The 13,167-nt window shown below is 60.9% G+C and carries 12 protein-coding genes; 8 read left to right on the top strand and 4 right to left on the bottom strand.

What is annotated here, in order from left to right; all coding sequences use genetic code 11:
• Window positions 1-34: 34 nt before the first annotated feature.
• Window positions 35-2,470, bottom strand: a complete 2,436-nt coding sequence (locus tag AWX27_RS21605; RefSeq protein WP_060424963.1) for a bifunctional aspartate kinase/homoserine dehydrogenase II — start codon at window positions 2,468-2,470, stop codon at window positions 35-37.
• Window positions 2,471-2,472: 2 nt separating this feature from the next.
• Window positions 2,473-3,633 carry a cystathionine gamma-synthase gene (metB, locus tag AWX27_RS21610; protein WP_060424965.1) on the bottom strand — a complete coding sequence of 387 codons (1,161 nt, stop codon included), beginning with the start codon at window positions 3,631-3,633 and terminating at the stop codon, window positions 2,473-2,475.
• 304 nt (window positions 3,634-3,937) lie between these two features.
• Between metB and metJ the strand changes: the two genes are divergently transcribed.
• A complete protein-coding gene (gene metJ / locus AWX27_RS21615; RefSeq protein WP_004931076.1) occupies window positions 3,938-4,255 on the top strand; it encodes a met regulon transcriptional regulator MetJ in 318 nt (105 codons plus the stop codon).
• A 77-nt stretch (window positions 4,256-4,332) separates the two neighbouring features.
• Here the strand turns inward: metJ and rpmE are convergent, their stop codons facing one another.
• A complete protein-coding gene (gene rpmE, locus AWX27_RS24775) occupies window positions 4,333-4,548 on the bottom strand; it encodes a 50S ribosomal protein L31 (protein ID WP_004931078.1) in 216 nt (71 codons plus the stop codon).
• A gap of 199 nt (window positions 4,549-4,747) precedes the next feature.
• On the opposite strand from rpmE, the gene priA reads away from it, so the two are divergent.
• The 7 genes from priA (at window position 4,748) to rraA (ending at window position 12,801) form a co-directional block, all read left to right on the top strand.
• Complete coding sequence (gene priA, locus AWX27_RS21620; protein WP_060425020.1) at window positions 4,748-6,943, top strand: primosomal protein N'; 2,196 nt, start codon at window positions 4,748-4,750, stop codon at window positions 6,941-6,943.
• 291 nt (window positions 6,944-7,234) lie between these two features.
• On the top strand, window positions 7,235-8,263 hold the full coding sequence (cytR, locus tag AWX27_RS21625; protein WP_038872675.1) for a DNA-binding transcriptional regulator CytR: 1,029 nt from the start codon (window positions 7,235-7,237) through the stop codon (window positions 8,261-8,263).
• Between the two features lie 65 nt (window positions 8,264-8,328).
• Window positions 8,329-9,246 carry a cell division protein FtsN gene (ftsN, locus tag AWX27_RS21630; RefSeq protein WP_060424966.1) on the top strand — a complete coding sequence of 306 codons (918 nt, stop codon included), beginning with the start codon at window positions 8,329-8,331 and terminating at the stop codon, window positions 9,244-9,246.
• Between the two features lie 102 nt (window positions 9,247-9,348).
• On the top strand, window positions 9,349-9,879 hold the full coding sequence (gene hslV / locus AWX27_RS21635; protein WP_004931085.1) for an ATP-dependent protease subunit HslV: 531 nt from the start codon (window positions 9,349-9,351) through the stop codon (window positions 9,877-9,879).
• 12 nt (window positions 9,880-9,891) lie between these two features.
• On the top strand, window positions 9,892-11,226 hold the full coding sequence (gene hslU / locus AWX27_RS21640; protein ID WP_025304663.1) for an HslU--HslV peptidase ATPase subunit: 1,335 nt from the start codon (window positions 9,892-9,894) through the stop codon (window positions 11,224-11,226).
• A 96-nt stretch (window positions 11,227-11,322) separates the two neighbouring features.
• A complete protein-coding gene (locus tag AWX27_RS21645; RefSeq protein ID WP_015379416.1) occupies window positions 11,323-12,240 on the top strand; it encodes a 1,4-dihydroxy-2-naphthoate polyprenyltransferase in 918 nt (305 codons plus the stop codon).
• 75 nt (window positions 12,241-12,315) lie between these two features.
• A complete protein-coding gene (gene rraA, locus AWX27_RS21650; RefSeq protein WP_038872664.1) occupies window positions 12,316-12,801 on the top strand; it encodes a ribonuclease E activity regulator RraA in 486 nt (161 codons plus the stop codon).
• Between the two features lie 60 nt (window positions 12,802-12,861).
• Here the strand turns inward: rraA and zapB are convergent, their stop codons facing one another.
• Window positions 12,862-13,101: a septal ring assembly protein ZapB gene (zapB, locus tag AWX27_RS21655; protein WP_004931092.1), complete on the bottom strand. Its 240-nt coding sequence runs from the start codon at window positions 13,099-13,101 to the stop codon at window positions 12,862-12,864.
• Window positions 13,102-13,167 lie beyond the last annotated feature (66 nt).

Consider the following 13,167-nt stretch of genomic DNA (forward strand, 5'->3'; position numbering starts at 1 on the left):
GCAAGGGGCGCGGTGAACCCGCGCCCGCAGAGGATTAAAGCAGCTGCGCCAACCGGTTAAGGTCTGACTGGATCGCGCCGGCGGTCACGTCGCGGCCGGCGCCCGGCCCGCGGATCACCAGCGGATTATCGCGATACCAGCGGCTTTCGATGGCGAACACGTTGTCGCACGGCAGCAGCGAGGCCAGCGGATGCTCAGGACGCACCGCCTCCACGCCGACCCGCGCCTTGCCATTGGCATCGAAACGCGCCACGTGACGCAACACCAGGCCCATTTCGCTGGCGGCCTCAAAGCGCTGCTGCATCTGCTGGTTCAGCGCCTCACCGTTCTCGAAGAACTGATCGACGGAGCCCAGCTCGCAGCCCGCCGGCACCAGCGACTCGACCCGTACCTGGTTCGGTTCGATGTCGTAGCCCGCTTCGCGCGCCAGGATCACCAGCTTGCGCATCACGTCCTGACCAGAAAGATCGACCCGCGGATCCGGTTCGGTCAGCCCCTGCTGCCAGGCCTGATCCACCAGTTCAGTGAACGGCACCGTGCCGTCATACTGCAAGAACAGCCAGGAAAGCGTGCCGGAGAAGATGCCGCTGATTGCCAAAATACTGTCGCCGCTGTCGCGCAGATCGCGCACCGTATGGTTGACCGGCAGGCCGGCGCCGACGGTGGCGTTGTACAGCCAGTGGCGGCCGGTTTTGGCAAAGGCGTCGCGAATTTGGCGATAGGTATCGCTGCACGAGGCGCCCGCCAGCTTGTTGGCGCTGATCACGTGGAAACCGTAGCTGGCGAAATCCAGATACTGCCCGGCTAGCTCTTCGCTGGCGGTCACGTCGAGCACCACCAGATCGTCGAACGGGTGCGCGCGCATCCACAGGAACAGCGACTCTTCGTCGAGTTCCTGCGCCTCGTCCTCAAAGAACGCCAATGCACGGCTGGCATCCAGCCCCTCGTAGTTCAGCAGGCTGCGGCGGCTGTCCACCACCCCCGCCAGGATAAATTCGAAACCGCTGCGCGCGGAGATATTGGTCTGCTCACGGGCGAACAGCTCCAGCCAGCGCGACCCGATGTTGCCCTTGCCGAACAGCACCAGACCGATACGCTTCTCGGCGCGGAACAGGCTTTGGTGCAGCCCCTGAATCAGCAGCGCGGTCGGCCCCTGGCGCAATACCGCCACCAGGCTGATGCCATCTTCGGCCTGCCAGATAAACTCAACCGGCTGATCTTTCAGTTGCTGATAGAAACGGTGGCTGTGCAGCGGGTTCTTGCATACCCCGGCGCCGACCATCGCCACCAGCGCCAACCCTTCGCGCAGGTGCAGTTCACCCGGCAGCGCCGAGGCCTGCAGGGTCGCCAGCGCGCTGTTGACCACCTCGGAGGTGTAGCACAGCTGTATCCGATTGCGGTCAGGATGGATGCCCACCGCCAGCGGTTTGATCTGTGCGCGCTTGAGCACCAGATCCAACTCTTTCTGCGCCAATTTGAAGTCGTGCTGAGCGGCGACGTGCAGCTCAATCAGACACACGTCATCGTGGCTGGTGACAATCTTGGCGCCAGTGCCGGACGCCAATACGCGCTCGATGCGTGTCGAGCCCTGCTCCGGCTGGTAGCTGCAGCGCAGCTGAAGATCGATATCGCTGCCGGAGACCGGCTGCAGGGTGCGGGTATGCAGCACCGGCGCCGCCAGGCGCGCCAGCTCGCTGGCTTCGTCCAGGCGCAGCAGCGGCAGCAGGCAGGCGTCTTTCACCTTGCGCGGGTCGGCGCTGTATACCCCGGCCACGTCACTCCAGATGGTGACGCGCGCCGCGCCGGCCAACGCGCCGACCTGAGTGGCAGAGTAGTCGCTGCCGTTGCGCCCCAACAGCACGGTTTCCCCGGCGTCGTTGCGCGAAATGAAGCCGGTCACCACCAGGCGCTTGCCCGGATGTTGGGCCAACAATTGTTGCAACAGCGGATAAGAACGGCCTTCATCCACCTGCGGCTGCGCGGCGCGCTCGGCGCGCAGGAAATCACGCGCATCCAGCCAGGCCGCCTGCATATCCAGGTGGTTGAGCACCGCCGCCATCAGGCGCGCCGACCAGATCTCGCCGTGCCCGACCACTTCGGCATAGCACACCTCGTCGACTTTGCCGTCCAGCAGCACCGCCAGACGTTCCAGATCCTGAATGAACTCGGCGATCAGCGGCTCGGCGCTTTCCGCCGGCAGCAGGCCGCCGATAAGATCGCTATGATAGCGACGCAACGTCTGCTGCACCTGGTGCGCAGACAGGCGATCGCTCTGGCTGAGCTTCAGCCAGTTGATCAACTGGTTGGTGGTACTGCCGGCGGCCGATACCACCATCATGTCGCCCGGCTGGCTGTATTCCGCCATAATCCCGGCCACACGCAGATAACACTTCACATCCGCCAGACTGCTGCCGCCAAACTTGTGCAGTTGACGCCCGCTCACCGGCCCTGCTACAGCAATTGCATTCATGCTTACCTCGTTGCCGCCGCCTGGAAAGCGCGTTCCAGATCGGCAATCAAATCTTCACTGTCTTCAATACCCACGGAAATGCGCAGCAGGCTCTCGGAGATGCCGGCCGCTGCCCGCGCCTCCGCCGCCATACCGGCGTGGGTCATGGTCGCTGCATGCGAGATCAGGCTTTCTACGCCGCCCAGCGATTCTGCCAGAGTAAACAGCTCAAGGGCAGAGAGAAAACGGCGCAGCACCGCTTCATCGCCGTCCAGTTCAAAACTCAGCATCGCGCCGAAGCCGCGCTGCTGCCGGCGGGCGATCTCATGCCCCGGATTTTCCGGCAGGGAGGGATGATACAGCTTTTTCACCAGCGGTTGCTGCTGTAAATAGCCGACAATCGCTTCGGCGTTTTGCTGCGCCGCCTTGATGCGCGGCGACAGCGTGCGCATGCCGCGCAGCAGCAGATAGCTGTCGAACGCGCCGCCGGTCACGCCGATATTGTTCGCCCACCAGGCCAATTCGACCGCCAGCTCGGGATCTTTGGCAATCACCGCGCCGGCCACCACGTCCGAATGCCCGTTCAGGTATTTGGTGCAAGAATGGACCACCAGATCGGCACCGAGTTCGATCGGCTGTTGCAGGGCCGGGCTGAGGAAGGTGTTGTCCACCACCGTCAACGCGCCCGCCGCGTGTGCGGCGGTGCAGATCGCCGCAATGTCCACCACGCGCAGCAGCGGATTGCTGGGGCTTTCAATCAGCACCAGCTTCGGCTTTTGCGCCAGCGCCTGCTGCAGGGCGGCTTCATTACCCTGATCGACGAACAATACGCGATAGGCGCCGCGCTTGCTCAGGCTGTCGAACAACCGATAGCTGCCGCCGTAGCAGTCGTGCGGCGCCACCAGCAGATCGCCCGGCTTCAGCAGCACGGTGGTCACCAGATGGATCGCCGACATCCCGCTGCCGGTCATCACCGCGCCGGCGCCGCCTTCCAGCTCCGCCAACGCGCGTTGCACCACGTCGCGCGTCGGGTTGCCGCGGCGCGAGTAATCATGGGCTCGGGGTTGGTTGAAGTCGGTAAAGTTATAGGTGCTGGACAGATGAATCGGCGGGACAACGCAGCCATACTGTTCGTCGTCGTTCAGGCCGCTGCGTACGGCAATCGTGGCTGGTTTACGCGTCATGGGCTCGCTCGGCTCTCGGTTCGGTGAATGAGGCCTAAAGAGTAATCGCAGGATTGATAGACGTCAATACATCTGGACATCTAAACTTCTCTGCGTATAGATTGAGCAATGGCACAATACCCGCTAAAATTATGCCGATATGACATGACGATAAGATGTTAAGCCACAATGTCCGGCCGAGGCGGGGCATTCAGTGACCCTGGTCGCGTAAAATTGACATTTATTTAGTGAGAACAGTGAAGATCGGGCATAATTGGCCGGTTTTTAGAATTTTGTAATTTTTCTGACAAAGTTAAGGTGTCCCATGGCTGAGTGGAACGGCGAGTATGTCAGCCCTTACGCTGAACACGGTAAAAAAAGCGAGCAAGTCAAAAAGATCACGGTATCCATTCCGCTGAAGGTCCTGAAAATCCTCACCGACGAACGGACCCGTCGCCAGGTGAACAACCTGCGCCACGCCACCAACAGCGAACTGCTGTGCGAAGCGTTTCTGCATGCCTTTACCGGCCAGCCGCTGCCGAACGATGAAGACCTGCGCAAAGAGCGCAGCGATGAAATCCCGGAAGCCGCAAAAGCGTTGATGCGCGAACTGGGTGTCGATCCCGATACCTGGGAATATTGAGAACCGTCCGGCGAACGCCGGCGGCAGAAACGAAAAAAGGCGCCAAAGGCGCCTTTTTCATCGGACGATAAGAAATCTTATTTCTTAGCGCCTGGTACGCTGAAACGCTTGTTGAAGCGGTCAACGCGGCCACCGGTAGCAACGTCACGCTGCTTGCCAGTGTAGAACGGGTGGCATGCGCCACAAACGTCCAGGTTCAGATCGTGGCCCACGGTGGAGCGGATCTTCATCACGTTACCGCAAGAGCAGTTAGCAGTAACTTCTTCGTATTTTGGGTGGATACCTTGTTTCATGGGAAACCTCAGTTAAGGCCGTGTCGCTATCCAGCCCTGTTTCGCCAGACACCACACGTGGTTGATAATAGAATTTTGGTATCGAATTATACCAAAGGCGGCAAATTATACAGCATTAGTCGAGGCGCGCAATCGGAACCGTACATTTGCCGATGCGCCGTGTAAACTGATGCCCACTTTTTTCAATTTGGATGAGATCATGCCCGTCGTACACGTTGCCTTGCCGGTCCCCCTCGCCCGCACCTTCGACTATCTGCTGCCGCCCGGCATGCAGCCGGTGGCCGGCGCGCGCGTGGGCGTGCCCTGGGGCAGGCAGCATGCGATCGGCATCGTCACCGGCTGCAGCGACACCAGCGAACTGCCGCTGGACAAGCTCAAACCGATCGACAGCGTGATCGACGCCGAGTCGCTGTTCTCCCCCAGCCTGTGGCGCATCCTGCGCTGGGCCAGCGATTACTATCACTACCCCATCGGCGAGGTGCTGTTCCATGCGCTGCCGATCCTGCTGCGGCAAGGCAAACCGGCCGAGGCCGCACCGCTGTGGCAATGGTTCGCCACCGAAGAGGGGCGCGCCACCCCGCCCGAAAGCCTGAAACGCGCGCCGAAACAGCAGCAGGCGCTGGCGGCGCTGCTGCAACGCCCGGTCTATCGCCACCAGGTCAGCCAGCTGGAGCTGACGGAAAGCGCCCTGCAGGCGCTACGCGCCAAAGGGCTGATCGATCTGCGCGCTCAGGTCGCGGATACGCACGACTGGCGCCCTAACTTCGCGGTGCTCGGCGAGCGGCTGCGGCTGAACACTGAACAGGCTACCGCCGTCGGGGCGATCAGAAGCGAGGATGAGCAGTTCGCCGCCTGGCTGCTGGCCGGGGTGACCGGCTCCGGCAAGACCGAGGTCTACCTCAGCGTACTGGAGAACGTGCTGGCCAAAGGCCGGCAGGCGCTGGTGCTGGTGCCGGAAATCGGCCTGACGCCGCAAACCATCGCCCGCTTTCGCGAGCGCTTCAACGCGCCGGTAGACGTAATGCACTCCGGCCTGAACGACAGCGAGCGGCTGGCGGTTTGGCTGCGCGCGCGCAGCGGCGAAGCCGCCATCGTCATCGGCACCCGCTCGGCGCTGTTCACGCCGTTCCGTCAGCTGGGCGTGATCATCATCGACGAAGAGCACGACAGCTCTTATAAACAACAGGAAGGCTGGCGCTACCACGCCCGCGATCTGGCGGTGTTCCGCGCCCGGGAAGAGGATATCCCGATGGTGATGGGCTCCGCGACCCCGGCATTGGAAACGCTGCACAACGTGCAGCTGGGCAAATACCGCCAACTGAAGCTCACCCAACGCGCGGGCAACGCCAAACCGGCGGCGCAGCACCTGATCGATCTGAAGGGGCTGCCGCTGAAGGTCGGCCTGTCGCAGCCGCTGCTGAAGAGCATGCAGCACCATTTAAAAGCCGGCAATCAGGTGATGCTGTTCCTCAACCGCCGCGGTTACGCCCCGGCGCTGCTGTGCCACGAGTGCGGCTGGATCGCCGAATGCCAGCGCTGCGATCACTACTACACCTTCCACCAGCATCAGCGCCAGCTGCGCTGCCACCACTGCGACAGCCAGCGGCCGGTGCCGCACCAGTGCCCGCAGTGCGGCTCCACCCACCTGGTGTCGGTCGGCGTCGGCACCGAACAGCTGGAGCAGGAGCTGGCGCCGCTGTTCCCCGATACGCCAATCACCCGCATCGATCGCGACACCACCAGCCGTAAAGGCGCGCTTGAGCAGCACCTGGCGGATATCCATCGCGGCGAAGCGCGCATTTTGATCGGCACGCAGATGCTGGCCAAGGGCCACCATTTTCCCGACGTCACCCTGGTGGCGTTGCTGGACGTGGACGGCGCGCTGTTCTCCGCCGACTTCCGCTCCGCCGAGCGTTTCGCTCAGCTGTATACCCAGGTCTCCGGGCGGGCCGGCCGGGCGGGCAAACAGGGTGAAGTGCTGCTGCAAACCCACCATCCGGAGCACCCGCTGCTGCAGGTGCTGCTGCAACAGGGTTACGACGCCTTCGCCAAACAGACGCTGGCGGAGCGCAACAGCGTGTTTCTGCCGCCTTACACCAGCCACATCATCGTGCGCGCCGAAGATCACGACAACCAGCAGGCCCCGCTGTTCCTGCAGCAGCTGCGCAACCTGCTGGAAGCCAGCCCGCTGAAGGACGACTCGCTATGGGTGATGGGCCCGGTGCCGGCGCTGCAGTCCAAACGCGGCGGCCGTTTCCGCTGGCAGCTGCTGCTGCAGCACCCGACGCGGCGCGTCCTGCAACAGCTGATGAAAAGCTCGCTGCCGCTGATCGGCACCCTGCCGCAAACGCGCAAGGTGAAATGGACGCTGGATGTCGATCCGATCGACAGCTGATCCCGGAAAAGTCCGATTTAGCTGCCGCAGTGCAAACGTTTACCCTTGAAATTGCGAGCGAACGCTAAAAAACCTTCTCAGGTCACATTTTTTATGCAAATTAGGTAACAAAGGCGGGGCGTATTCTGTTTAGAATGTCTGCGAGGGCAAATTTTGTCGCCACATCGCAGCGCGACGGAGTGCCCGAACGCGAGTGGCGCTCAATGACAACAATCTCGCCACCGCATGCCGGACATTGTGAGCAAACAGCAGTAGTGGCGTCGGCATGGGGCTGACGCAAGGAGAAAGGCGTTGGAACACAAGAAAGAGTTATCCATGGCGACCATGAAAGACGTCGCCGAAATGGCGGGCGTTTCAACGGCTACCGTATCGCGTGCGCTGATGAACCCGGAAAAGGTGTCAACGCCGACGCGCCAGAAAGTGGAACAGGCCGTCCTGGCCGTGGGTTATTCTCCTCATGCTCTGTCACGCAATATCAAGCGCAACGAATCCCGCACCATCCTGGTGATCGTGCCCGACATCTGCGATCCGTTTTTCGCCGATGTGATCCAGGGGATCGAACAGACCGCCGCCCAACAAGGCTATCTGGTGCTGATCGGCGACTGCGCGCAGCAAAACCAGCAAGAGCGCACCTTCGTCAATCTGATCATCACCAAACAGATCGACGGCATGCTGCTGCTGGGCTCCAACCTGCCGTTCGACGCCAGCAAGGAAGAACAGCGCAACCTGCCGCCGATGGTGATGGCCAACGAGTTCGCCCCCGAGCTGGAACTGCCGACGGTGCACATCGACAATCTGACCGCCGCCTTTGAAGCCGTGCATTATTTGCATCAATTGGGCCACCGGCAGATCGCCTGCGTCGCCGGGCCGGAACAGATGCCGCTGAGCCATTATCGGCTGCAGGGTTACGTTCAAGCGCTACGTCGTAATGGCATTACCGTCGAAAGCAGCTATATTACCCGGGGTGATTTTACCTACGAAGCCGGCGCGCAAGCGCTGACGGCGCTGATGGCGCAGCCGAAACCGCCAACGGCGGTGTTCTGCCACAGCGACGTCATGGCGATCGGCGTGCTGTCCCAGGCGAAGAAAATGGGGCTGCGGATACCGCAGGATCTGTCGATCGTCGGCTTTGATGACCTCAAGCTGGCGCAGTATTGCGATCCGCCGCTGACCACGGTGGCGCAGCCGCGCTTCCAGATCGGCCAGCAGGCGATGTTGTTGCTGTTGGAGCAGTTGAACGGCCAGACGGTGGCCAGCGGCTCCCGGCTATTGGACAGTGAATTGATTATCAGAGGCAGCACCGCTGCCCCGAAACGCTAGTCAAATATTTTAGGGTTCAGTAACATGACGGACTTATCCTCTCATCAGGACACAGCGGAATAATAGTGGCACAAAAAGACTATGTAAGCCGTGGGCGCGCAGCAGGAGCTAAGCGTAAAACCCCCAGCCGTAAAAAACGCAGTTCTCCGAAGGTTTCCAAAACCGTGCTGGCGTTAGCCGCCGCGTTGCTGGTTGTCTTTGTCGGTGGCCTCTATTTCATTACCCACAACAAGCCGGAAGACGCGCCGTTGTTGCCTGCGCACACCACGCGCCCCGGCAACGGCCTGCCGCCGAAGCCGGAAGAGCGCTGGCGCTACATCAAAGAGCTGGAAAATCGGCAGATCGGCGTGCAAACCCCGACCGAACCGACGGCCGGCGGCGAGCTCAATTCCAAAACTCAGCTGACCGCCGAACAGCGGCAGCTGCTGGAGCAGATGCAGGCCGATATGCAGCAGCGCCCGACGCAGCTGAACGAAGTGCCGTATAACGATCCGGGCCAGGCCAACGCGCGCAGCACCCGCCAACAGCAGCAGATGCAACAACAGCAAATGCAGCAGCAGCAGGTCAGCCAGCCGCCGCGCAACCCGTTCAGCAACGGGGCCACTACCGCGCCGGTGCAGCCGCACCCGCAGCCAAAACCAACTACCCAGCAACCGGTGCAGGTGAAACAGCCTGAGCCGAAGCCGCAACCGAAGCCGGAGCCCAAACCGGAAGTGAAGCAGGAAACGGCCAAGCAGGAAACCAAACCGGAATCGAAGCAGAAGTGGATGGTGCAATGCGGTTCGTTCCGCGCCACCGATCAGGCTGAATCCGTGCGTGCGCGCCTGGCGTTCGAAGGCATCGAGAGCCGCATCACCGCCGGCGGCGGTTGGAATCGCGTGGTGCTCGGCCCGTACAGCAGCCGCGCCGCCGCGGACAAAACCCTTTCGCGCCTGAAGGGCGTCGGCATGTCGAGTTGCATTCCCCTCTCCGTTGGGGGTTGAAAAGCGTCAATCCCCCCCCATCTATACTCTCAATATGCCTCGTAGCGTCTGCGAAAGCAGGCGCTGCGGGGACTTCTTTCCGTCTTTAACGAGGGTCTGCTCGTGACAACAATTGTAAGCGTACGCCGCAACGGCCAGGTCGTCATCGGTGGTGATGGCCAGGCAACCCTGGGTAATACGGTGATGAAGGGTAACGTCAAGAAAGTGCGTCGCCTGTATAACGACAAAGTGATCGCCGGTTTCGCCGGTGGCACCGCTGACGCCTTCACGCTGTTTGAACTGTTTGAACGCAAACTGGAAATGCATCAGGGCCACCTGGTGAAAGCCGCCGTCGAGCTGGCGAAAGACTGGCGCACCGACCGCATGTTGCGCAAGCTCGAAGCGCTGCTGGCGGTCGCCGATGAAACCGCCTCGCTGATCATCACCGGCAACGGCGATGTGGTGCAGCCGGAAAACGATCTGATCGCCATCGGCTCCGGCGGCCCGTACGCCCAGGCCGCAGCCCGCGCCATGTTGGAAAATACCGAGCTGAGCGCCCGCGACATCGTTGAGAAATCCCTCAACATCGCCGGCGACATCTGTATTTACACCAACCATTTCCACACCATTGAAGAATTGCCTTCCAAAGCGTAAGGATCGAATACCATGTCTGAAATGACCCCGCGCGAGATCGTCAGCGAACTGGACAGCTATATCATTGGCCAAAACAAGGCCAAACGCGCTGTCGCCATTGCCCTGCGCAACCGCTGGCGCCGGATGCAGCTCAACGAGATGCTGCGTCACGAAGTGACCCCGAAAAACATTCTGATGATCGGCCCAACCGGCGTCGGTAAAACCGAAATCGCCCGTCGTCTGGCGAAGCTGGCCAACGCGCCGTTCATCAAGGTTGAAGCCACCAAGTTCACCGAAGTGGGCTATGTGGGCAAAGAAGTGGACTCCATCATCCGCGATCTGACCGATGCCGCCATCAAAATGGTGCGCATGCAGTCGATCGAGAAAAACCGCACCCGTGCCGAAGAGTTGGCCGAAGAGCGCATTCTCGACGTGCTGATCCCGCCGGCCAAGAACAACTGGGGCCAGCCGGAAGAGCATCAGGAGCCGTCCGCCGCCCGCCAGGCATTCCGCAAGAAACTGCGCGAAGGCCAGCTGGACGACAAAGAGATCGAAATCGATCTGGCCGCGGCGCCGATGGGCGTGGAAATCATGGCGCCTCCGGGCATGGAAGAGATGACCAACCAGCTGCAGTCGATGTTCCAGAACCTCGGCGGCCAGAAGCAAAAGCCGCGCAAGGTGAAGATCAAAGAAGCCTTCAAGCTGCTGGTGGAAGAAGAAGCCGCCAAGCTGGTGAACCCGGAAGAGCTGAAAGAGCAGGCGATCGAAGCGGTTGAACAGCACGGCATCGTGTTTATCGACGAGATCGACAAAATCTGTAAGCGCGGCGGCCAGAGCTCCGGCCCGGACGTCTCGCGCGAAGGCGTGCAGCGCGATCTGCTGCCGCTGGTGGAAGGCTGCACCGTGTCGACCAAGCACGGTATGGTGAAGACCGACCACATCCTGTTCATCGCTTCCGGCGCGTTCCAGACCGCCAATCCGTCGGATCTGATCCCGGAACTGCAGGGCCGTCTGCCGATCCGCGTTGAGCTGCAGGCGCTGACCACTGAAGACTTCGAGCGCATCCTGACCGAGCCGAGCGCGTCGCTGACCGAGCAGTACAAAGCGCTGATGGGCACCGAAGGCGTCAACATCGAGTTCACCGCCGACGGCATCCGCCGCATCGCCGAAGCCGCGTGGCAGGTCAACGAAAGCACCGAGAACATCGGCGCGCGTCGTCTGCACACCGTGCTGGAACGTCTGATGGAAGATATTTCCTACGATGCGAGTGAAATTAATGGCCAATCCATTACAATTGATGCGGATTACGTGCGCAGTCATCTGGATGAACTGGTGGCGGATGAAGATTTGAGTCGTTTTATCCTATAATCGCTCAATCATTGTCTTGTCAGTCATCTGTGTGGGAGGCATTGCCTCCCACAATTATTTCTAACGGACACCGCAACTCACTGACAGAAGCGAAACATGAGCTCATCAACCTCCACCACCCCGATCTCCGCCTGGCTGGAAAGTCTACGCCCCCGCACCCTGCCGTTGGCTTTTGCCTCCATCGTGGTCGGCTCGGCCATCGCCGCCTGGCACGGCAGCCTGAAACCTGAAGTGGCGCTGCTGGCGCTGTTGACCGCCGGCCTGCTGCAGATCCTCTCCAACCTGGCGAACGACTACGGCGATGCGGTCAAAGGCAGCGACAAAGAAGATCGCATCGGGCCGTTGCGCGGCATGCAAAAAGGCATGATCACCCAGGCGCAGATGAAACGGGCGCTGGTGGTGACGGTGGTGCTGATCGCCCTCGCCGGCTGTTCGCTGATCGCAGTCGCCTGCGAGCAACCCAGCGACGTGGTGGGCTTCCTGGTGCTGGGCGGGCTGTCTATCGTGGCGGCCATCACCTATACCGTCGGCAACAAGCCCTACGGGTATTTGGGGCTGGGCGACATCTCGGTGCTGGTGTTCTTCGGCTGGCTGAGCGTGGCCGGCACCTACTATCTGCAAACGCACACCTTCGACAGCGTCGTGATGCTGCCGGCCACCGCCTGTGGCCTGCTGGCGACGGCGGTGCTCAACATCAACAATCTGCGCGATATCGAGAGCGATCGCGAAAACGGCAAGAACACGCTGGCGGTGCGCCTCGGCCCGCACAAGGCGCGCATTTACCATGCCCTGCTGCTCGGCGGCGCGGTGCTGTGTTTCGCGCTGTTTACGCTGTTCAATCTCCACAGCCCGTGGGGCTGGCTGTTCGTGCTGGCGATCCCGCTGCTGGTGCGCCACGGCCTGCGCGTGCTGCGCGATCCGACGCCGGTCGGCATGCGGCCGATGCTGGAACACATGGTCAAGGCGGCGTTGCTGGCCAACCTGCTGTTCGCCATCGGCGTGGCGCTCAGTTAAAAACTGATGATTTTGCCAACAGGGCGAATAAAGGGATATACTGAACATTCCAGCGGCAAACAGACGTAAAATCCTATGAAATACGATACTTCCGAACTTTGCGACATCTATCATGAAGAGGTGAACGTTGTTGAACCTCTGTTCTCCAATTTTGGCGGGCGTACTTCATTTGGCGGGCAGATCACCACGGTGAAATGCTTTGAGGATAACGGCCTGTTGTTCGATCTGCTTGAAGAAAACGGCCGCGGCCGCGTGCTGTTGGTCGACGGCGGCGGTTCGGTACGCCGGGCGCTGATCAACGCCGAACTGGCGCGCCTGGCCGCCCAGAACGAATGGGAAGGCATCGTGGTGTACGGCGCGGTGCGTCAGGTGGACGATCTGGAAGAACTCGACATCGGCATTCAGGCGATGGCGGCGATCCCGGTGGGTGCCGTGAGCGAAGGCGTGGGCGAAAGCGATATCCGCGTCAACTTCGGTGGCGTCACCTTCTTCTCCGGCGATCACCTGTATGCCGACAACACCGGCATCATCCTCTCCGAAGACCCGCTCGACATCGAGTGATTTTCGGTCATGAAAAAGGGCGCCTGAGGCGCCCTTTTCGTTGCTGCATGGCGTGAGGAATCAGACCTCTTCCATTTTGCCCAGCAGAGCGCGCAGGCGATCTTGCCATACGTGCTGTTCTTCTTTCAGCTGTTGGTTTTCGCGCACCAGCGCTTCGTGGTTGCCGGAGGCAGCCTGAACTTCCTGCGACAGAGAGTTGTTTTTGTCTTTCAGCTCTTCAATTTCCATCTGCAACAAGGTGATGGTATCAATCGCCTGCTGTACTTTTGCTTCCAGTTTCTCAAATACTTCAAATGACATGCTTCAGTCCCCTCATGATAGCAAGGCGTACATCTATAAGTAGCGGCCGCAACGTCGGCTGCAGCT

Source organism: Serratia sp. 2880STDY5682894, from assembly GCF_001537385.1.
GTDB classification, from domain to species: domain Bacteria; phylum Pseudomonadota; class Gammaproteobacteria; order Enterobacterales; family Enterobacteriaceae; genus Serratia; species Serratia nevei.